We start from the raw sequence: 20,110 nt of genomic DNA, 5'->3' as shown, positions 1-20,110 counted from the left end.
AAAAGGACGTTGTTATGCAGAATTCATCTACGCCGCTTGTGAAAACGCGGCAGGGCACGCTATCCGGCACCAGTGAACAGGGTATCCATATCTGGCGCGGTATTCCCTACGCGCAGCCGCCGGTTGGCGAGCTGCGTTGGCGTTCGCCGCAGCCACCAGAGCGCTGGCAGGGCGTGCGTCAGGCCGATACCTTTTCCGCCGCCAGCTGGCAGGATATCGAATATTGTCGTGAACTGGGCGGCGGCGATCCTGGCCGTTTCTCAGAAGATTGTCTGTATCTCAACGTGTGGGCGCCCGCCGCCCGCTCGCAGCCGCTCCCGGTGATGGTCTGGCTGCACGGCGGCGGCTACACCATCGGCGCCGGCAGCCTGCCGCCCTACGACGGTAGCGCATTGGCCAGCCGCGAGGTGGTGGTGGTCACGGTGAACTATCGTCTTGGACACCTCGGCTTTTTCGCTCATCCGGCGTTGGAAGGCGAAGAGGGCGAGCGGTTGTATAATTTTGCGCTGCTCGATCAGATAGCCGCGCTACGCTGGGTACAGGACAATATCCACGCTTTCGGTGGCGACGCCGCCAATGTCACCTTGTTCGGCGAATCCGCGGGGGCGCGCAGCGTCCTGTCGTTAATGGCGTCGCCGAAAGCGAAGGGATTGTTCCATAAAGCGATCGTACAAAGCGGTTATACCTTACCGGATTTACCGCGGGAAAAGGCGCTGGCGAAGGGAAAGCTGCTGGCGGAACATTTTTCTCTTGCCGATGCCAGCGCGGAACAGCTGCGGGCAATCCCCGCCGATGCTTTTTGGGCGCTGACAGCGCCGCTGAATATTGGCCCGGCGCCGATTGTCGGCGATGCGGTGCTACCGGAGCCTATGCTCGACACGTTCTTTAAAGGACGTCAGCATGCGATGCCGGTGATGATTGGCTCCAATAGCGATGAGGCCAGCGTGATGGCGGTATTTGGCGTCGATATTGCCGGGCAGATTCAAAAACTGCGGCGCGAACGCCGTTTTGGCCTTGGGCTTATCAAACTGCTGTATCCAGGCGTCAAAGGTGATGAAGCGTTAGGCAGAGAAGTGTGCCGCGATATGGCGTTCACGACTTTGGGGTATGTTGTCATGCAGGCGCAGCAGCGTCTCGGGCAACCGTGCTGGCGCTACTGGTTTGACTATGTGGCCGAAGCGGAACATGAAACTTATCTCCATGGCGCCTGGCATGGCAACGAAGTGGTTTACGTTTTTGACAACCTGACCCGAGCCGAGCCGGTGTGTCAGTACGCCAGTGAGGCGGATCAAGCCTTCGCCGCGCAGGTCGCCGACTACTGGACTAATTTTGCCAGGCTGGCAGGCAATCAGTGCAGCGAGTTAACGGGCCCTGTACGCTGGCCTGCCTGTCAGCGCGGGCGGGACCGTTTATTGCGTATCGGACTCAACAAGCGCGCGGGCTTTAAAGTCGAGAACCGCTTTATGCGCGCGCGGCTGGCGCTGTTTCGTCGGGTGATGAAGCATCATGTGACGCTGGATTAACCAGCGCGGCGCGAAAGCGCGCCAGCCCGTCGGCCTTGCTTTGCGAGCGGCGAACAACCAGCCGGTAGCTGGCGCCGGTTTTGACGCTAAGCGAGAAGGGGCGACATAGTCGCCCGGTACGAAGATCCTCCGCAACCAGCGTTTCGTCCGCCATGGCCACGCCGAGCCCCTGCATCGCGGCGGTGATCGCCAGATCCATGGTGTCGAAATATTGGTTTTTATGCATTTTTAGCGCAGTTTCATGCGGGAAGTGCGCAAGCCACAGCAGCCAGTCGGTTTTATCGCGCGTCGGATGGAGAAATGTGACGCCTGATAGCTGGGGATCGCATGGCGTATCGGGACTGGTCACCGGCGTGAGGGCTTCTTCAAACAGCAGATCGCCGGCGCTCTGATGGGTGCCAAAGATAATCGCCGCGTCGTAGGGCTCAGTCTTAAAGTTGACGTTATGCTCGGTGGTGGTGGTCAACGCCACCTGCAGTTCCGGATAACGTCGTTCTATCTCCAGTAGTTTCGGCACCAGCCAGCGGATCGCGCAGGTAGGCGCTTTCAGGCGCACGACAGTTTGCTGCTGGCGCGCCTGCTCGGCCACCGTTATCAGGCGGCCGAATGCCGACTGTAGCTCCGGATAAAGCGCGCTGCCCTGTGGCGACAGTCGCAGGCCCCGGGCGTGGCGTTCAAATAGCGGGAAGCCGAACCAGCTCTCCAGCGCGGCGATCTGTCGGCTGACCGCCCCCTGCGTCAGGCACAGCTCCTGCGCGGCATGGGTTAAGTTGAGATGCCTCGCGGTTATCAGAAACGTTTCTACGGTATGAAAAGGCAGGGCGCTACGCGACATGTTGGCTCCAGCTATGCATTTTGATCATGGGCAGTATGCCACGCATCGTTGCGAAATTGGGACGATGCGTCCCGTTTTTGCCATCTAATCGTCATCCATTGCTTACACTATTATTAGTCTCGTTGATACAACGTCTCTCACCGATTAGTTGATGTGTATAAAAGGAGCCACCATGTCTAAACCTTATGTTCGTCTGGATAAAAATGATGCGGCAGTATTACTGGTTGACCACCAGACCGGGCTGCTCTCACTGGTTCGTGATATCGAGCCGGATAAATTTAAGAACAACGTCCTTGCTCTCAGCGATCTGGCTAAATACTTTAAACTACCGACGATTCTGACCACCAGTTTTGAGAATGGCCCTAATGGCCCATTGGTGCCGGAACTGAAAGAACAGTTCCCTGACGCCCCTTATATCGCTCGTCCCGGCAATATTAACGCCTGGGATAATGAAGATTTCGTCAACGCGGTAAAAGCCACCGGTAAGAAACAGCTGATTATCGCCGGTGTCGTCACTGAAGTCTGCGTGGCCTTCCCGGCGCTGTCGGCGATTGAAGAGGGATTCGACGTCTTTGTGGTGACCGATGCTTCCGGTACTTTTAACCCGATCACCCGTGATGCGGCGTGGGATCGTATGTCTCAGGCGGGCGTGCAGTTAATGTCGTGGTTTGGCGTGGCCTGTGAGCTGCACCGCGACTGGCGCAATGATATTGAAGGATTGGGAACCCTGTTCTCTAACCACATTCCGGATTATCGGAACCTGATGACCAGTTTTAACCTGTTGAGCAAGAAATAAACAGCTGGCGGCCAGTTTTCAGGCCTGGCCGCCGCTTCAATCAGACGGGATTATTCACTCATCGAGGCGACAGGGTGCGACTTTGTACGTTGATTTTTCAATAGCCGCGTCGCCAGTACGCCAGACATCATCGATCCATTCACATTCAGCGCGGTACGCGCCATATCGACAATTGGCTCAATGGCGATAAAAATGCCGACCAGCGCCACCGGGAAGTTGAGCGTTGACAGGACAATCAACGCCGCAAATGTCCCGCCGCCGCCGACGCCTGCGACGCCAATTGAGCCCAGAGCGATAGCCGGAAGTAAGCTGGCTAAAAACGAGAACGACAGTGGGTCGATACCTAGCGTGGGCGCAATCATGGCCACCATGATGGCCGGATAGATTCCGGCGCAGCCGTTTTGCCCCATACTGGAACCAAAAGAGGCGGCAATGTTGGCGATGGTATTCGGCACGCCGAATTTTTCCTGAGCGGTAATCGCTAATGGAATCGAAGCCGCGCTGCTGCGGGAAACAAAAGCGAAGGTAAGCACCGGCCACACCGTTTTAAAGTAGCGCAGAGGATTTTGACCGCTAATAGTCAGCAGAATCGCATGCACGATAAACATCATGGCGACTGCCAGATAACAGGCGGCGATAAAGCCTAGCAGGCTGGTGAATTGCGCTAGCTGATAGGTTGAAAAGACTTTTGCCATCAATGCGAGGACACCGTATGGCGTCAGCGCTATGACGATACGTACCATCTTCATCACCCAAATTTGAATCGCGTTAATCCCGCTACTTAATTTTTGACCTTCCTCCGGCGCCTCTTTTTTCACCTTCAATAACGCCACGCCGGCCAGCAGGGTAAAGATGACGATGCCGATAACCGATACGCTGCGCGCGCCGGTCAGGTCGAGAAAAATATTTGTCGGGATCAACGAAGTGACCAGTTGGGGTAGCGAAACGGCTGCGGTTTTGCTGACGTCTTCGGCGGTCAGCGTCGATTGCATATGACTAAAAGCGCTGGCGTCAAGACCGATCAGGTTAGCGGTAAACAGGCCGACCCAACCCGCAATCATTACCAGACACAGCATGCAGGCGACGATGGTTAAGGACATTCGGCCAATACCGGCGCTATTTTCGAGTTTGTTAATCGCTGACAAAATTGAAATGAAAATCAGCGGAACCGCGACAAGTTTCAGCAAATTAACATAGCCGTTGCCGACGATACTGTACCAATCAATGACCGTTTTACGCGGTTCGTTGGCAATGAAATGGAGCGATAATCCGAGAAGGGCGCCGAGAAAGATAGCGATAAAAACGCTTTTTGATAACGAGTTGCTTTTTTGGTCGAGTTTAAAAAGTCCCCATGATGCGATTAAAAATAACGCGATATACGCTGGCGTAATAAACATAAGATTTGCCTCTTGCCCCATTCAGCACCTGAAATGCCGGAAAGAGATATATTCTAAATTTCTCTAAGACGGTCAGTAGCCTTAGAACCGCTGGGGATTATAAAGAATTGAATAGTATAAGGCATACAAAAATTGTGGTTTATGGCCTGAGTGTTAGCCCCGTCATGTTTTAAAGGCGTCCTGAGCCATGATCGGAATGCATAGCTCTTATGATAACAATTCGCTTGTCGCCTGAAGTCGCTTTGGTTTGAATGGATATGCAAATAAAACGAGAAAGGATTAATCATGGCTCTTAGTGCTTCGGTCACCACTCGCTCGAAATTGCCGGATGTCGGCACCACGATTTTTACCGTTATTGGCCAGCTTTCAGCGCAGCATAACGCGATTAATCTCTCTCAGGGTGCGCCTAATTTTGCCTGCGACCCACATCTGGTGGCCGGCGTGACGCAGGCGATGACCGCCGGACATAATCAATACGCGCCGATGACCGGCCTGCGGGCTTTAAAAGAGCGTATCGCTGACAAAATCGCCACGTTATATGGCACGCAATATGATGTCGATAACGAAGTGTTGGTTACCGCTAGCGCCAGCCAGGGGATCTATTCCGCCATTGCCGGGCTGGTACATGCTGGCGACGAGGTGATTTACTTTGAGCCTTCGTTTGATAGCTATGCTCCGATAGTGCGTCTGCAAGGCGCGACGCCGGTGGCGATTAAGCTCACCGTGCCGGATTTCGCGATTAACTGGGACGAGGTGCGCGCCGCGATTACCCCGAAGACGCGGATGATCATCATTAATACGCCGCATAATCCAAGCGGCCAGGTACTTTCCGCCGACGACCTTAATCAACTGGCGATGCTGATCCGCAATACCGATATCGTGGTTTTGTCCGACGAAGTCTACGAGCACGTAGTCTTCGACGGCGAAAAGCATCACGGCATGGCGACCCATCCGCAGCTAGCGGAACGCAGCGTGATTATCTCTTCCTTCGGCAAGACCTACCACGTGACCGGCTGGCGGGTTGGTTATTGCGTGGCGCCAGCGGCGCTGATGGATGAGATCTGCAAGGTACATCAGTTCCTCATGTTTTCTGCCGATACGCCGATGCAGTACGCTTTCGCAGAGCATATGCAGAACCCGGCTTCATGGCTGTCGCTTGCCGCCTTTTATCAGCAAAAGCGTGATTTGCTCCAGCAACTGCTGCAAGACTCGCCGTTCCGCTTATTGCCGAGCGCCGGCTCTTTCTTCATGCTGGCGGATTATCGCCATTTCAGCGATGAGCATGACAGCGAGATGGTGAAGCGGTTGATTACCGAATACGGCGTCGCCACGATTCCGCTATCGGCATTTTATACCGATGGTACTGATAACAAACTGATTCGGCTCTCTTTTGCCAAAGATGAAGCCACATTGCGGGCCGGCGCGCAGGCGCTGTGCCGCGTTAAGCCGCGTTAAGGAGCCAGACGATGAAAATAAAAGCCCTAACTCTTGCTTTGGGAATGCTGTGTACCGTATCAAGCTTTGCCGCTAGCGAATTACGCTACGGCGTGGAGGCGGAATATCCGCCGTTCGAAAGCCGTAATCCGGCAGGGGAGTTGCAGGGTTTTGATATTGACCTCGGCAACGCGATTTGTCAGGCCGCGCAGTTGAAATGCAGCTGGGTCGAAACCTCCTTTGATGCGCTCATTCCGGGACTGGTGGCGAAGAAATTCGACGCGATTAATTCGGCGATGAACATTACCGAACAGCGGCGCAAGAGTATTGATTTCACCCAGCCGATCTACCGTATTCCTTCACAGCTGGTGGGCAAGGCCGACAGCGGTATGCAGGCGACGCCGGATGGGCTGAAGGGCAAAACCATCGGCGTGCTACAGGGCTCGATTCAGGAAACCTTTGCCAAAGAGCATTGGGAAAAACACGGCGTCACGGTGGTTTCCTATAAAGACCAGAACATGGCGTGGGCCGATCTGCTTAACGGCCGTATCGACGCCTCGCTGGTGATGTCCGCGGCCGGGCAGGCCGGGTTCCTCAGTAAGCCGCAGGGTAAAGGATTCGGTTTTATCGGTAAGCCGGTGGCTGATGATACGATTCTGGGCAGCGGTATTGGCTACGGCTTGCGCAAGGGCGATGAGGCAACTAAAAAACAGCTCGACGCGGCAATTGATAAAGTGCGCGCCGACGGCACTATCACCCGTCTGGCGGCGAAGTACTTCCCCGGTATCGACGTCAGTGTGAAATAATCTTTACTTGCGGCTCTTTGTTTCGCAAAGAGCCGCCCGCATTACATCAGCACCACCGGTTTGATGACTTTACCGGAAGCTGAATCTGCGAAAGCCTGATTAATCTCTTCGAGCGGATAGAATTCGATAAGCTTATCAATGGGGAATTTTCCTTGTTTATAAAACTGTACCAGCTGCGGGATAAACAGCTGCGGCACGGCGTCTCCTTCGATTACTCCTATCAATGATTTACCTTCCGCCATGAGATCGTTTTGGACATTAAAGGTGATATCGCCCGTAAAGCCGACGACCGCCACCGTGCCTAACGGCTTAATCGCGTGGATTGCCTGCAGAACGATGGCGGCGACGCCGGTAGTTTCGATGGCGTAGTGCGCGCCTTTGCCGGTCAGTTGGCGAATAACCGCAACGCTATCTTCCTGTTTGCCATTGATCACGTGGGTTGCGCCGAGTTCACTTGCCAGCTCAAGGCGGTTCGCATGAATATCGACGGCGATGATTTGGCTACAGCCGGTGAGCTTTGCAGCCATAATGGCGCTTAAACCAACCGCGCCGCAGCCGAATACCACCAGCGATTCCCCGGCCACCGGTTTTAGTCGATTTAACACCGTGCCGCTACCGGTTTGAATTCCGCAACCCAGCGGACCAAGAAGCGATAGTTCGACTTCACGGTCGACAACAATAGCATTCGTCGCTTTGGTGACCACATACTGACTAAACGAAGATTGACCGAAGAAGACGGATAATTCTTGATCATCCAGACGATAAGGGGTGGTGCCATCGTCTAAGCGTCCACCAAAGTTTAAGTCATTGAAACTTTCGCACGCGGAAGGATGGTTGGTGAGGCAGTTTTCGCAGTGATGGCAGGCGGCGTAGCTCAGTACCACGTGATCGCCAATTTCGACCCCACGAACGGCATCACCGACGTTAACCACGATACCTGCGCCTTCGTGGCCCAGAATGGCGGGCATCGGCAGGATCCCGGCGTTATCGCGGATCACCGCGTCGGTATGACAAACGCCTGTGGCGACAATTTTTACCATCACTTCGTCTTTTTTAGGGGCGCTAACCTGAATATTTTTAATGCTAAATGGCTGTTGATAACCCAACGTCACGGCGGCTTTTACTTTCATTAGATACTCCTGACATTTTTCCCTGGAGAGTAGAGATTACACCTGGCGTGATGAAAATTTATCCTGTTCGTGCTGAAAATAAACAAAATGCGGGTAAAAACGGTTAGGTATCGGATCGGCGCGTGTTCGCCAAAACAGTTCAGCGATAGCGATCGCTGGGTGGTTATTCAGTCTGTTCCGGTGGACATCTTTTTTTTCATGCTTTTCGCCTGCCAACAATTGGATTATCAATCATTTTTGTCTAGAGTGAGCGGAATTCACGACGCAGATGTTTGCAACGTTGCGTATCCGTCGAACTCTCAAAAAGGACGCTTTTCCAGGCATGAACCGCAGACGTTTTCTTAAATCATCCATGGCTGTTGCCGCCGTATGCGGAACGTCAGGAGTCGCCTCGTTATTCACTAAAGCGGCTTTCGCCGCGGATTCTGCTATCGCCGATGGCCAGACGCGCCGCTTTGACTTTTCCGTCCTGCAGGCGATGGCTCATGACTTAGCCCGTCAGCCGTGGGGCGGCGCGCCGCGCGACCTGCCGCCGACGCTGGCGAATCTGACCCCTCAGGCCTATAACAGCATTCAGTATGATGCGGCGCATTCGCTGTGGAATAACGTTGAAGAGCGTAAGCTGGATATCCAGTTTTTCCATGTTGGTATGGGCTTCCGCCGCCGGGTGCGCATGTTCTCGCTGGACGCGCAGTCTCAGCAGGCGCGGGAGATACATTTCCGTCCGGAGCTGTTCCAGTATAACGACGCCGGCGTTGACACCAAACAGTTGGAAGGGCAGACCGATCTCGGTTTCGCCGGTTTCCGCGTGTTTAAGGCGCCGGAACTGGCGCGCCGCGATATCGTCGCCTTCCTGGGCGCCAGCTACTTCCGCGCGGTCGACAGCACTTACCAGTACGGCCTGTCGGCGCGTGGTCTGGCCGTCGACACCTTTACCGATACGCCGGAAGAGTTCCCGGATTTCACGTCATTCTGGTTTGAAACCGTCAAACCTGGCGCGACGGTGTTCACCGTTTACGCGCTGCTCGATAGCCCAAGCGTCACCGGCGCTTATAAGTTCACCGTGAATTGCCAGGAAACGCAGGTGATCATGGATGTCGAAAATCATCTCTATGCGCGCAAAGACATTAAGCAGTTGGGCATTGCGCCGATGACCAGCATGTTCAGCTGCGGTAATAACGAACGCCGGATGTGCGATACCATCCATCCGCAAATCCACGATTCTGACCGCCTGTCGATGTGGCGCGGCAACGGCGAGTGGATTTGTCGTCCGCTGAATAATCCGCAAAAGCTGCAGTTCAACGCGTTCCAGGATAAAAACCCGAAGGGATTTGGCCTGCTGCAGCTGGATCGCGATTTCAGCCATTATCAGGATGTGATGGGCTGGTATAACAAGCGCCCGAGCCTGTGGGTGGAGCCCCGTAATCAGTGGGGAAAAGGGGCCGTTAGCCTGATGGAAATCCCGACTACCGGCGAAACGTTGGACAATATCGTCTGCTTCTGGCAGCCGGAAAAACCGGTAAAAGCGGGTGATCAACTGGACTTTAGCTACCGCTTGTACTGGAGCGCGCAACCGCCGGTACGCTCTCCGCTGGCGCGAGTGCTGGCGACACGTACCGGAATGGGCGGCTTCCCGGAAGGATGGGCGCCGGGTGAACATTATCCGGACAAATGGGCGCGCCGCTTTGCTATCGATTTTGTTGGCGGCGACCTGAAAGCCGCGGCGCCGAAAGGCATTGAGCCGGTGATTACGCTCTCCAGCGGCGAGGCTAAGCAGGTAGAGATCCTCTACGTCGAGCCGTTTGACGGCTATCGAATTCTCTTTGACTGGTATCCGACTTCAGATTCCACCGATCCGGTGGAGATGCGCATGTTCCTGCGCTGCCGTGGCGACGCTATCAGCGAAACGTGGCTGTATCAGTACTTCCCGCCTGCGGCGGATCGGCGTAACTACGTTGATGACCGGATTATGAAATAACCAGGTCGTTGATACCCGCCCGCGGTGCGCTACTGCGGGCGTTGTTGTTTATCAGTGAGATATTGCCATGAATGCTGAAAACGGCCCCACCATCGAAACTATCCCGGTCAACGAACAGCTGGAGCTGCGTGCGGTTGACGAACGTTACGTCAGTGAGCTACATCAACTGGTGCTCAAAAACCGTGACTGGTTGCAGCATACGTTAAGCTGGCCTGCGGAAGTGCTGAGTGAAGATGAAACCCGGCGCCACGTGCAGGGAAACGTGATGCTGCACCAGCGCGGTTATGCAAAAATGTTCCTGCTGTTTTTACAGGGGCAGATGATCGGCGTACTGTCATTTAACCAGATTGAACCGTTGAACAAGACGGCCTATATCGGCTACTGGATCGATCAAAACCATCAGGGGCAGGGACTGTTATCACAGGCGTTACAGGCGTTTATCCACCATTATGCGCAAACGGGCATCGTGCGCCGTTTCGTTATTAAATGTCGGGTCGCCAACCAGCGCAGTAATCAGGTGGCGTTGCGCAATGGTTTCCAACTGGAAGGTTGTCTGAAGCAGGCCGAGTTTTTAAATGGCGCGTATGACGATCAGAATATCTACGCGCGGATTATCGACCCGCAATAAGTGGCTACAGCGAACCCAGCAACGGCGTACGGGTGATATGCTCGTCGCCGCTGACGATTTTGCGCCCGCGAAGATGAATTTTGTCACCCTCCAGCGCTTCGATACAGGCGTTACCGCAGATTTCTACCTGATGTTCGATAATCACATCGCCACGAATCGTCGCATGTCCTTCGATGAGTATCTCGTCATCCAGCAGAATGGGCCCGCCGAGAAGATGGGCGTGCCCGCCGACCATGACGCGATGCTTTAACAGGCAGTTGCCTTCGACCACGGCGTTTTCACCCACTTGCGCACTATAGCGCAGAGTCGGGATTTGATCCTCGCCGCGCCCGGCAACCAGTCGCGCGCAATCGTAGACCCGGGCGTTGTCACATATCCATACATCGTTATCTTCATTACCTTCAATACGTGCGTTATCGAACACTTCGGCACGGTGTTCAACAAAAGCATGCTCAACTACGGCATCACCGTAGATTTGCGCCTGATGAACAATCCGTGAGGCGCTGACCGTGGCGCGCTGATAAATTTGCAGCACTTTGTTGGCATCAGAAGTCAGCCCCTGAGCGGCAATCACCAGACAATGGGGGAGAATACGCGCCTGGTCGGCGATTCGGCAGACACCACGGATTTGCGATTGCTTTATAGTGACGTTGTCACTTATCCTGGCGCCGTGACTTACCTCAACATTATCAAGCCAGGCGTTATCGCTAATTGTCGCCCCGTGGCTTATTACGCAGGTGCCGGTCAGACGGGCGTTGTCGTCAACGCGCGCGCCAGCAAAGACGACGCTATTGGCGTCATATATCCAGCAGTCGCCGCCCTGGCTTAAAGCGGCTTCATCATCGAGCCAGCCACCTTCGCTACCCGCCTTAACGTCCGAGAAATCAATCAGCGCCACGATTTGCCGCAGATTTACGCTATGTTTAATTCCGTCTTCTTCGAAATGATACAGGCGGACGTGCTCACTCAGACGATATTTATTCATCAGTATTTCTCTTTACCGTTGGTTAACATAAACATAGCAAAAATCTCCGTAGCGCGTTTTATAAGGTTCCTTTAAAATGCAACTTAAAATTAAATTGAAAGTTTAAATAAAATGAATAAAAACGCAGTAAGCGACCGGGTGCTGAATCTACCGGCTGGCTATTTTGGTATAGTGCTGGGAATTATTGGCATGGGATTCGCCTGGCGCTATGCCAGTACCATCTGGCCGGTGAGCAGGATTATTGGCGATGCGTTGGTGGTGCTGGCGACGATTATTTGGGCACTATTAATGATAGCGTTTATTGCACGGGCCATCCGTTTCCCGTGGAGCTTGCTACAGGAGATGCGTCATCCAGTGGCCAGCAGTTTTGTCAGTTTGCTTCCGGCGACAACGCTGTTGGTGGCAATCGGCTTTGTCCCCTGGTACCGAGCGTTATCATTGGGGTTATTTATTATCGGGGTAGTGCTGCAGCTATGCTATGCGGCCTGGCAGAGCGCCGGGCTGTGGCGGGGTAAACATCCGGGAGAGGCGACGACGCCCGGTTTATATCTGCCGACTGTCGCCAACAATTTTATCAGCGCCATGGCCTGCGGCGCGCTGGGATTCAGCGATGCCGGACTGGTGTTTCTCGGCGCCGGCGTCTTCTCCTGGCTCAGCCTGGAGCCGGTAATCCTACAGCGTTTGCGCAGCAACGGCGAGCTACCGGCGGCATTGCGGACATCGTTGGGTATCCAGCTGGCGCCTGCTCTGGTGGCCTGTAGCGCGTGGCTCAGCGTCAATGGCGGCGACGGTGATACGTTTGCCAAAATGTTATTTGGTTACGGGCTGTTGCAGTTGCTATTTATGCTGCGCCTGATGCCGTGGTATCTGCAGCAGCCGTTTAATGCTTCATTCTGGAGCTTCTCGTTCGGGATTTCCGCACTGGCGACCACCGGCCTGCATCTGGGGCACGGTCAGCCGCACGGTTTTTTCCATACGCTGGCGATCCCCTTATTTATTTTTAGCAACCTGATTATCGGCCTGCTGCTGCTGCGTACCTTTCTTCTGCTGGTGCGGGGTAAACTGTTAATTCGCGTAGACCGTGCCACTTTATTGCCAAACAAGGATTAATCATGACGACTCGTGACGAAAACTACTTTACAGAAAAATATGGCCTCACGCGCACCCACTCAGAAGTGGTGTATGCCGCCTCGCTGATGCAGCCGGGCCAAACGCTTGACCTCGGCTGCGGCAATGGTCGCAACAGCCTGTATCTGGCGGCGAAAGGTTACAACGTCACCGCGTGGGATAAGAACCCCATGAGTATCGATAATCTGGAGACCATTCGTCAGGCAGAAGGGCTGGAAAACCTGCAGACGGCGATTAAGGATCTGAATACGCTGAGTTTTGATGACGAGTATGATTTTATTCTTTCTACCGTGGTGATGATGTTCCTGGAAGCCAAAACCATCCCTGGTCTTATCGCCAACATGCAGCGCTGCACGAAGCCTGGCGGCTATAACCTGATTGTGGCAGCCATGGATACCGAAGATTACCCTTGTACCGTGGGTTTCCCGTTCGCCTTAAAACCTGAAGAACTGCGCGACTATTATGCTGGCTGGCAGTTCCTCAAGTACAACGAAGATGTCGGCGAATTGCACCGCACCGACGCCAGCGGCAACCGCATCAAGCTACGCTTCGCCACGATGCTGGCGCGTAAACCGGCTTAATCCGCCGCCAGCAGGCACAGCTGCAGGGCGGTTAGATAGGAGGCCTCAAAGGCGCGCAGCGGCAAAAATTCGAATTTCGAATGGAAATTATGCGCGCCGGTGAAGAAGTTCGGCGTCAGCAGCCCCTTTGCCGATAACGCTGCGCCGTCGGTACCGCCGCGCATCGGCGTGGGTTTTGGCGTTATACCGAGGCTTTCCATCGCGGTGAACATCAGATCAATAGCCCGGCGGTCTTCGCCAATGGCGTTGCTGATATTGCTGTAAGTATCGCTTATCGTGAATTCAACCCTGGCAGTGGGGTACTGGGCGGCGATTTTCTCTGCCACTTCGCCAATCTGTTGTTTGCGTCGGTTAAAGCTGTCCAGATCGAAATCGCGAATATTAGCCTGCAAGCGCGTGCTGTTCTGATCGCCATGAATACCATTAAACCACACGTAGCCTTCGCGCCCGGCGGTGTGCTCCGGCGTCTGCCGGCGGTCGAAATGGCTCATAAAGTCGGTAGCCATTAACAGCGGGTTAACTAATACGCCTTTGGCGGACATTGGGTGCGCCGTGACGCCGGTAAACCGTATCTCCGCGGAGGCTGCGTTGAAGTTTTCATAAACGATCTCGCCCAGTTCGCAGCAGTCGATGGTCCAGGCAAAATCGACGGCAAAACGCGAGAGATCCAGCGCTTTTGCCCCGCGAAGACCCACTTCTTCATCCGGGACGAACGCCACGACGATATCGCCATGCTTATGTTCGGCGGTCAGGTTTTCCAGCAGAGTCATGACAACGGTCACCGCTGCTTTGTTATCGGCGCCCAGTACGCTGGTGCCGTCGCTGAAAATAATCTCTTCATCACGGTAGGCCAGAATTTCCGGATGCTCGTCAACCCGCAGCCAGATTTGCTGTTCCGGGTTAAGGCAGAGATCTTCGCCAGTAAATCGCAGGATTTGTGGATGAATATCCGGCGACAGTCCGACATCAACGGTATCAATATGCGTGATAAAGCCGATCCGCGGCGCACCGGGGACGGTGCCTTTTTTAACCGCCGTCACGGTCGCGTGCTCGTCGACAACGATATCGTCAAGGCCAAACTGACGTAGCTCGTCGGCTAACGCCTGCGCCATCTGATGTTGTCCGGGCGTCGTGGGTAACGTGGTTGCTCGTGGATCGCTTTGGCTGGTGATAGCCAGATAGCGAAAGAAGCGCTGGGTTAATTGTCTGGTTAAGGGCGAGGCCATAGTGTTTCCTTCTTAATTTATTATTTCGGGTGTTTGCAATCTGGCTTTAGTGTTATCTATGGGCAATAAAACAAAAAGCTATTCATTAGTCAAAAAATGAAAAGGGAAACGCATGCAACGCACATTTACTTCAATAGCTCTGACGATAGCGGCATTAGCGGTGAGTTCCGCTGTGAATGCGAAAACACTGGTTTATTGCTCTGAAGGCTCGCCGGAAAACTTTAATCCGCAGCTTTATACTTCCGGGACCAGCGTCGATGCCAGCGCGATACCGATATATAACCGGCTGGTGGACTTTAAAGTTGGCACCACGGAATTGCAGCCCAGCCTGGCGGAAAGCTGGGAGGTGAGCGACGATGGCAAAGTTTATACTTTCCACTTACGCAAGGGCGTTAAATTCCAAAGTAATAAGTATTTTAAACCGACCCGTGATTTTAATGCCGATGACGTTATTTTTTCCTTTATGCGGCAAAAGGATCCGAATAACCCTTATCATAACGTCTCTAATGGCAACTACTCCAATTTTGAAAGCCTGGAGTTTGGTTCGTTAATTACCGCAATTGATAAACCGGATGAATATACGGTGCGTTTTACCCTCGCGCACCCCGAGGCGCCTTTTGTCGCTGATCTCGGCTGGTATTTTGCTTCAATCCTCTCTGCGGAATATGCCGATGCGATGCTGAAAGCCGGAACCCCGCAGCGCGTTGATATGGATCCCATCGGTACCGGGCCATTTAAGCTGGCGCAATACCAAAAAGATTCGCGGATTTTGTTTACCGCATTCCCTGATTACTGGCAGGGAAAAGCGAAAATCGATCGTCTAGTATTTAGTATTACGCCTGATGCCTCGGTGCGTTACGCTAAACTCGAGAAAAATGAGTGTCAGGTCATGCCATTCCCTAATCCCGCCGATTTACCGCGGATGAAAGAGAATCCGCAGATCAATCTGATGAGCAAAGCCGGGCTTAATACCGGGTTCCTTGCCTTCAACACGCAGAAAGCGCCGCTGGATAACGTTAAGGTACGCCAGGCATTGGCTATGGCTATCAACAAACCGGCAATTATTGACGCGGTGTTCCACGGCACTGGTACGGTAGCGAAAAATCTGCTGCCGCCTGGCGTCTGGAGTGCAGATGCCGACCTGCAGGACTACAGTTGGGATCTGGAAAAAGCCAAAGTGCTGCTGCGTGAATCCGGCGTGAAGGGTCCCATCACCATCGACCTGTGGGCGATGCCGGTTCAGCGTCCCTATAACCCGAATGCGAAACGGATGGCGGAAATGATCCAGGCCGACTGGGCTAAAATCGGCGTGCAGACCAAAATCACCACCTATGAATGGGGCGAATACCTTAAGCGGGTGAAAGACGGCGAGCATCAGGCGGCGTTGATGGGCTGGACCACCGCGACCGGCGACCCGGATAACTTCTTTGGCCCATTATTTACCTGCCAGTCGGCCAACGGCGGTTCTAATTCGGCGAAATGGTGTTACGCGCCGTTTGATAAAATTATCGCCGAAGCCAAAACCATCACCGACAGGCCACAACGAGAAGCTTTGTATAAACAGGCGCAGCAGATGATGCACGATCAAATGCCGGCCGTGATGATTGCGCACTCAACTATTTTTGAGCCGGTAAGTAAATCGGTGACCGGGTATGAAATCGACCCGTTTGGTAAACATCTTTTTTATCAAGTGGACGTAAAATAAACACCATAAATAAATCCGCCGCATTGGCGGATTTATTTTTTGCAAGGAGTTGACGGACCACCTTTTTTGTCACAAAACTTAGCGTGGGAATTTGTTATAAATCTTGCCGACAAACTGCATTTACAGGGATCATCCATGCGTACGAAAACGTTATTTAAAGTAGCCGCTCTGGCCGGGCTACTGGCATTAACCGGTTGTGCATCCAAACTGGCGCAACCGAATCAGTATTCCGGGTTCTTAAAAGATTACTCTAAGTTAAAAGAGACTACCTCGGCTTCCGGCAAACCAGAGCTGCGCTGGATCTCCCCGGACTACAATCCGAGCAATTACGACAATGTTGTCTACCGTCCAATCACCTACTACCCGGTGCCGAAACCAACGACTCAGGTAGGGGAGAAAGCGCTGCAGGACATCCTCAATTACACCAACAAGCAGATGAAACAGGCCATCAGCGAACGTAAACCGTTGGCGACTACGGCTGGCCCGCGCAGCCTGATTTTCCGCGGCGCAATCACCGGTGTTGATACCAGTAAAGAAGGTCTGCAGTTCTATGAAGTGATCCCGGTGGCGATGATTGTCGCGGGTACCCAGGCGGCAACCGGCCATCGCACGATGGACACGAATCTCTACTTCGAAGGCGAACTGATCGACGCGAAGACCAATAAACCGGTTATTAAAGTTGTACGTAAGGGCGAAGGCAAAACGCTGTCTAATGAGAGCACGCCGCTGACCGCTGATACGTTGAAACAGGTGATTGATGATATGGCGATCGACGCGGTGAAATTCGATCCGTCACAGAAGTAATTGATGCGTTAAGCCCGTCTGGCGCGATGCCTGACGGGCTTATTATTAGGCCAGCCGGCGGCGCAAAAACAGCTGTTCGGGGCGGGCGAACATCACCAGATTTCCTACCAGTATTAACGCCAGACCTAGCACCGCATTGCTATGCCAGACGTAACCTTCGTAGAAGGTGGAGATAGTTAATGCCACCAGCGGGAAAAGCAGCGTGCTATAGGCCGCTTTGCTGGCCCCGATACGGCCTACCAGAGTGAAATAAGCGCCGAACGCGATAACCGAACCGAACAACGCCAGATACAGCAGGGCGCCCATATAACTCCATGTCCACTGTGGCGTAAAATTATCGCCGCGCAGCAGCGCGATCGCCCCCATCACCAGGGTGCCGTAAAACATGGCCCAACTATTGGTGGTTAATGTCTCAAGCCCGCGGCGCTGGTGGCGAATACTCAACATGTTGCCTAATGAAAAACCGTACGTTCCCAGGGCGCTCAGGCCAATTCCCCACAGCAGCGACGCGTTTAGACCATTGGCGAGGAGATCGTCCCAGAAAAGGGTGACAATTCCTGCGAGCCCCAGTGCCGCAGCCAGCCAAAAGCGCCCCGGTGGCTGCTGGCGGAAGAAAATAAAACTATTGATCGCGTTAAATAATACCGCCATCGAAAAGATCACCGACTCAAGGCCGGTATTGATATGCGCCGCGGCGGTATAAAAACACCAGAAGTTAAAGCAAAAGACGCAGCAGCCTTGCAGCATGCAAAACAGATGATCGCGCATCGCCAGCGGGCGCAGGCGGCGGGTAATCAGCAAAATTGTCAGCATAGTGACGCTGGCGACGGCAAAGCGCCAGAAAATCGATACCGGCGCGGCGACGGGCCCTTGTTGTAAAAAGATAGCAATCCATGTGGTACCCCAGATAACCACCACCAGCCCGTAGAGTAATGCGTTCAAAATGTCTCTCCTTTAATATGCCTGGCGTAAGTGTGCGATTTTTCCTGGCAAAGCGCTGTCACCGTTTTGTTGCTGACTTGCAAAATCTTGCGCTTATTTTTCACAAGCTCATGGTCAATGCTGGTAAGCGGTGATGACAATTCATAGACTAGAGGTCTGCGGATTAAAAACGATGTGAAGGCTATGGCATACGGGACGTTCGAAACATTACAACAACAGAATGCGGTGCTGCGGGGGACCGTAGAACTCAATTCCGGGATCCAGCTTGCCGCGTGGTACAACGACCTTGACCGGATCACGGTGCGCAGCGACCACCACACGTTGAGCCTGTATATTGCCGATGGTTACGAAAGCTACCAAAAAACGCCCTACGGCTGGAGGAACGGCGGCGGGCCGGATCGTTTTTGTCTGATGCCAAAGGGGGACGAAAGCACCTGGGATATTCGCGGCGATCTTTCGTTCGTTCATCTCTATTGCACCGATGAGCACCTACGCCGCGTCGGCGAGCAAATTTGGGACCGCAGCCCGGCGTCTTTCACCTTGCAGGAAAAAACCTTCGCCAGCGATGACAAAATTACCGCGGTTTATCGTCAGTTTCTGCTCGATAACGACTGGCGCCAGCAGGCTAATCAATTACTGTTAAGCTCGGCCAGTACGCTGCTGTTAACGCATCTGATTCAAAACTATTCGAACGTCCAGTGGCGCCTGCCGACGGTTACCGGTGGCCTGGCGCCGCATCTGTTGCGTAATCTGTTGGCGTGGATTGAGGAGCACCTCGAGCAGCCGCTTACGCTCGCCGACCTTGCCGCCCAGGCTTCGCTTAGCGAATACCATTTTGCGCGGATGTTCCGCCAGTCAATGAATATGGCGCCGCACCAGTATGTGATGCAGCGGCGGATGATCAAGGCGCAACATCTGATTTGCCACACCCAACGGCCGTTGACCGAGATAGCGCTGGCCTGCGGGTTTAGCTCCGCCAGCCATTTTAGCCACCGGGTTAAGAGCGCCACGGGTCTTACGCCAAGCCAGCTACGCGCGGCGCAGCGTGGTTAACAGCATATAGCTGATACCGCCGAGGACCAGCCCCCAAAAGGCCGAGCCGACGCCTGCAAGGCTAACACCGCTGGCGGTGACTAAAAATGTTACTACTGCGGCGTCGCGCTCGTTTTCATGCCCCAGCGCCTGATAGAGGCTGCCGCTAATGGTTCCTAACAATGCCAGCCCCGCCAGCATCTGGATCCACACCGGCGGCAGCGCCGCCATTAGCGCGGTTATCGAACCGCCAAATAGCCCCGCCAACAGATAAAACACACCGGCCGCCGCTGCGGCGAGCCAGCGCTTATCCGCATCCGGATGCGCATCCGGGCTTTGGCAGATGGCGGCGGTAATGGCGGCGATGCACACGGAATAGACGCCAAATGGTGAGAATAGCAGCGCCAGCGCGCCGGTAAATACGATTAGCGGCGAGACCGGAACCCGATATCCTGATGCCTGAATGGTCGCCAGGCCGGGCGCGTTCTGTGACGCCATGGTGACAAGGAAAAACGGTACACCGACGCTGAGCAGTAGCGAAGGGGTGAACTGCGGCGTAATCCACTGCGGAGCAACAAAAACCATATCGTTTGCCACTGGCGACAGCGCGCCGGTTAGCAGGGCGATGATCCCGCCCGCCGCTAACGCCGCAACGACCGCAAAACGTGGGTAAAGCGCTTTGCATAACAGCCAGGCGGCGAACATCCCGCCGCATAGCGGGAGATTATCCTGCAAACTGCCAAATGCCTGCAGACCAAAACGCAGTAGGATCCCCGCCAGCATTGCCGCCGCCAGCGAATGCGGAATGATCTTCATGAGGCGGGCAAACAGTCCCGTCACGCCGCATAGCAGAATCAGGGCGTTGGCGAAGACAAATATTCCCACCGCCTGCGCCAGCGTCGCTCCCTGTAATCCACTGACCAGTAAAGCCGCGCCTGGAGTTGACCACGCGGTGAGGATGGGGACTTTCCGCCATAGCGTTAATACCAGCGTGCTGACGCCCATCGCCAGGCCAAGGGCGGTCATCCAGCCAGCTATTTGCCCGGCGTCGGCGCCAGCGGCGGCGGCCGCTTGCCAGATGATGGCGGCGGAGCTGGCGTAGCCTACCAGCACGGCGACAAATCCCGCGAGCAGCGTGGGGATGGGAAGGGTAAAGGAGCGCATGAACACCTCTTGTGCG

General features: G+C 54.3%; 18 protein-coding genes. 11 read left to right on the top strand and 7 right to left on the bottom strand.

Features of this window, described 5'->3' with window-relative positions; genetic code table 11:
* Positions 1-14 precede the first annotated feature (14 nt).
* Complete coding sequence (locus PGR79_RS01750; protein WP_213316176.1) at positions 15-1,523, top strand: carboxylesterase/lipase family protein; 1,509 nt, start codon at positions 15-17, stop codon at positions 1,521-1,523.
* Here the strand turns inward: PGR79_RS01750 and PGR79_RS01745 are convergent.
* Complete coding sequence (locus tag PGR79_RS01745) at positions 1,462-2,358, bottom strand: LysR family transcriptional regulator (RefSeq protein WP_430920942.1); 897 nt, start codon at positions 2,356-2,358, stop codon at positions 1,462-1,464. The genes PGR79_RS01750 and PGR79_RS01745 overlap by 62 nt on opposite strands.
* A 172-nt stretch (positions 2,359-2,530) precedes the next feature.
* On the opposite strand from PGR79_RS01745, the gene ycaC reads away from it, so the two are divergent.
* Positions 2,531-3,154 (top strand): isochorismate family cysteine hydrolase YcaC, encoded by a 624-nt coding sequence (gene ycaC, locus PGR79_RS01740; protein WP_015366381.1) that lies wholly within the window; start codon positions 2,531-2,533, stop codon positions 3,152-3,154.
* A 50-nt stretch (positions 3,155-3,204) separates the two neighbouring features.
* Here the strand turns inward: ycaC and PGR79_RS01735 are convergent, their stop codons facing one another.
* On the bottom strand, positions 3,205-4,551 hold the full coding sequence (locus PGR79_RS01735; RefSeq protein ID WP_087859508.1) for an L-cystine transporter: 1,347 nt from the start codon (positions 4,549-4,551) through the stop codon (positions 3,205-3,207).
* A 285-nt stretch (positions 4,552-4,836) separates the two neighbouring features.
* On the opposite strand from PGR79_RS01735, the gene PGR79_RS01730 reads away from it, so the two are divergent.
* Positions 4,837-6,006: a pyridoxal phosphate-dependent aminotransferase gene (locus tag PGR79_RS01730; protein ID WP_087859509.1), complete on the top strand. Its 1,170-nt coding sequence runs from the start codon at positions 4,837-4,839 to the stop codon at positions 6,004-6,006.
* Positions 6,007-6,017: 11 nt separating this feature from the next.
* Positions 6,018-6,791: an ABC transporter substrate-binding protein gene (locus tag PGR79_RS01725; protein WP_087859510.1), complete on the top strand. Its 774-nt coding sequence runs from the start codon at positions 6,018-6,020 to the stop codon at positions 6,789-6,791.
* A gap of 41 nt (positions 6,792-6,832) precedes the next feature.
* Here PGR79_RS01725 and PGR79_RS01720 read toward each other — a convergent pair whose 3' ends face one another.
* Positions 6,833-7,921, bottom strand: coding sequence for an NAD(P)-dependent alcohol dehydrogenase (locus tag PGR79_RS01720; protein WP_430917425.1), 1,089 nt, complete (start codon positions 7,919-7,921; stop codon positions 6,833-6,835).
* A 322-nt stretch (positions 7,922-8,243) separates the two neighbouring features.
* Between PGR79_RS01720 and PGR79_RS01715 the strand changes: the two genes are divergently transcribed.
* Both PGR79_RS01715 and rimL read left to right on the top strand, forming a co-directional pair.
* Entirely contained in the window at positions 8,244-9,899 is a 1,656-nt protein-coding gene (locus tag PGR79_RS01715) for a glucan biosynthesis protein D (RefSeq protein ID WP_087859511.1), read from the top strand.
* A gap of 67 nt (positions 9,900-9,966) precedes the next feature.
* Positions 9,967-10,527, top strand: a complete 561-nt coding sequence (gene rimL, locus PGR79_RS01710) for a 50S ribosomal protein L7/L12-serine acetyltransferase (protein WP_430920940.1) — start codon at positions 9,967-9,969, stop codon at positions 10,525-10,527.
* 4 nt (positions 10,528-10,531) lie between these two features.
* Here rimL and ydcK read toward each other — a convergent pair whose 3' ends face one another.
* Positions 10,532-11,512, bottom strand: coding sequence for a YdcK family protein (ydcK, locus tag PGR79_RS01705; RefSeq protein WP_430920938.1), 981 nt, complete (start codon positions 11,510-11,512; stop codon positions 10,532-10,534).
* A gap of 111 nt (positions 11,513-11,623) precedes the next feature.
* Here ydcK and tehA point away from each other — a divergent pair, with 111 nt between their 5' ends.
* On the top strand, positions 11,624-12,622 hold the full coding sequence (gene tehA / locus PGR79_RS01700; RefSeq protein WP_430920936.1) for a dicarboxylate transporter/tellurite-resistance protein TehA: 999 nt from the start codon (positions 11,624-11,626) through the stop codon (positions 12,620-12,622).
* Positions 12,623-12,624: 2 nt separating this feature from the next.
* Complete coding sequence (tehB, locus tag PGR79_RS01695) at positions 12,625-13,221, top strand: tellurite resistance methyltransferase TehB (protein ID WP_430920934.1); 597 nt, start codon at positions 12,625-12,627, stop codon at positions 13,219-13,221.
* On the opposite strand, the gene pepT is transcribed toward tehB, so the two are convergent.
* On the bottom strand, positions 13,218-14,447 hold the full coding sequence (gene pepT / locus PGR79_RS01690) for a peptidase T (protein WP_271032629.1): 1,230 nt from the start codon (positions 14,445-14,447) through the stop codon (positions 13,218-13,220). The two genes, tehB and pepT, sit on opposite strands and share 4 nt — an antisense overlap.
* A 112-nt stretch (positions 14,448-14,559) precedes the next feature.
* Here pepT and PGR79_RS01685 point away from each other — a divergent pair, with 112 nt between their 5' ends.
* Positions 14,560-16,152, top strand: coding sequence for an ABC transporter substrate-binding protein (locus tag PGR79_RS01685; RefSeq protein ID WP_316423988.1), 1,593 nt, complete (start codon positions 14,560-14,562; stop codon positions 16,150-16,152).
* A 135-nt stretch (positions 16,153-16,287) separates the two neighbouring features.
* The gene (locus tag PGR79_RS01680; protein WP_087859521.1) at positions 16,288-16,956 is read left to right on the top strand and encodes a DUF3313 domain-containing protein; all 669 of its coding nucleotides are present in this window, start codon (positions 16,288-16,290) and stop codon (positions 16,954-16,956) included.
* 45 nt (positions 16,957-17,001) lie between these two features.
* Here the strand turns inward: PGR79_RS01680 and PGR79_RS01675 are convergent, their stop codons facing one another.
* On the bottom strand, positions 17,002-17,898 hold the full coding sequence (locus PGR79_RS01675) for a DMT family transporter (protein ID WP_316423987.1): 897 nt from the start codon (positions 17,896-17,898) through the stop codon (positions 17,002-17,004).
* A 183-nt stretch (positions 17,899-18,081) separates the two neighbouring features.
* Between PGR79_RS01675 and PGR79_RS01670 the strand changes: the two genes are divergently transcribed.
* Positions 18,082-18,951 (top strand): helix-turn-helix domain-containing protein, encoded by an 870-nt coding sequence (locus tag PGR79_RS01670; protein WP_087859524.1) that lies wholly within the window; start codon positions 18,082-18,084, stop codon positions 18,949-18,951.
* On the opposite strand, the gene PGR79_RS01665 is transcribed toward PGR79_RS01670, so the two are convergent.
* A complete protein-coding gene (locus PGR79_RS01665) occupies positions 18,928-20,100 on the bottom strand; it encodes a benzoate/H(+) symporter BenE family transporter (protein ID WP_271032627.1) in 1,173 nt (390 codons plus the stop codon). The two genes, PGR79_RS01670 and PGR79_RS01665, sit on opposite strands and share 24 nt — an antisense overlap.
* Positions 20,101-20,110 lie beyond the last annotated feature (10 nt).

The sequence above is a fragment of the Klebsiella sp. 141161 genome, from assembly GCF_050600815.1.
In the GTDB taxonomy this organism is placed as follows: domain Bacteria; phylum Pseudomonadota; class Gammaproteobacteria; order Enterobacterales; family Enterobacteriaceae; genus Klebsiella; species Klebsiella aerogenes.
The sequence above is the reverse complement of the archived record's forward strand: the minus strand, read 5'-3'. Positions and strand labels throughout refer to the sequence as shown.

Coding starts and splice junctions, on each gene's coding strand:
- PGR79_RS01750 (WP_213316176.1), top strand. CDS start 15: ATGCAGAATTCATCTACGCCGCTTGTGAAAACGCGGCAGGGCACGCTA.
- PGR79_RS01745 (WP_430920942.1), bottom strand. CDS start 2,358: ATGTCGCGTAGCGCCCTGCCTTTTCATACCGTAGAAACGTTTCTGATA.
- ycaC (WP_015366381.1), top strand. CDS start 2,531: ATGTCTAAACCTTATGTTCGTCTGGATAAAAATGATGCGGCAGTATTA.
- PGR79_RS01735 (WP_087859508.1), bottom strand. CDS start 4,551: ATGTTTATTACGCCAGCGTATATCGCGTTATTTTTAATCGCATCATGG.
- PGR79_RS01730 (WP_087859509.1), top strand. CDS start 4,837: ATGGCTCTTAGTGCTTCGGTCACCACTCGCTCGAAATTGCCGGATGTC.
- PGR79_RS01725 (WP_087859510.1), top strand. CDS start 6,018: ATGAAAATAAAAGCCCTAACTCTTGCTTTGGGAATGCTGTGTACCGTA.
- PGR79_RS01720 (WP_430917425.1), bottom strand. CDS start 7,921: ATGAAAGTAAAAGCCGCCGTGACGTTGGGTTATCAACAGCCATTTAGC.
- PGR79_RS01715 (WP_087859511.1), top strand. CDS start 8,244: ATGAACCGCAGACGTTTTCTTAAATCATCCATGGCTGTTGCCGCCGTA.
- rimL (WP_430920940.1), top strand. CDS start 9,967: ATGAATGCTGAAAACGGCCCCACCATCGAAACTATCCCGGTCAACGAA.
- ydcK (WP_430920938.1), bottom strand. CDS start 11,512: ATGAATAAATATCGTCTGAGTGAGCACGTCCGCCTGTATCATTTCGAA.
- tehA (WP_430920936.1), top strand. CDS start 11,624: ATGAATAAAAACGCAGTAAGCGACCGGGTGCTGAATCTACCGGCTGGC.
- tehB (WP_430920934.1), top strand. CDS start 12,625: ATGACGACTCGTGACGAAAACTACTTTACAGAAAAATATGGCCTCACG.
- pepT (WP_271032629.1), bottom strand. CDS start 14,447: ATGGCCTCGCCCTTAACCAGACAATTAACCCAGCGCTTCTTTCGCTAT.
- PGR79_RS01685 (WP_316423988.1), top strand. CDS start 14,560: ATGCAACGCACATTTACTTCAATAGCTCTGACGATAGCGGCATTAGCG.
- PGR79_RS01680 (WP_087859521.1), top strand. CDS start 16,288: ATGCGTACGAAAACGTTATTTAAAGTAGCCGCTCTGGCCGGGCTACTG.
- PGR79_RS01670 (WP_087859524.1), top strand. CDS start 18,082: ATGGCATACGGGACGTTCGAAACATTACAACAACAGAATGCGGTGCTG.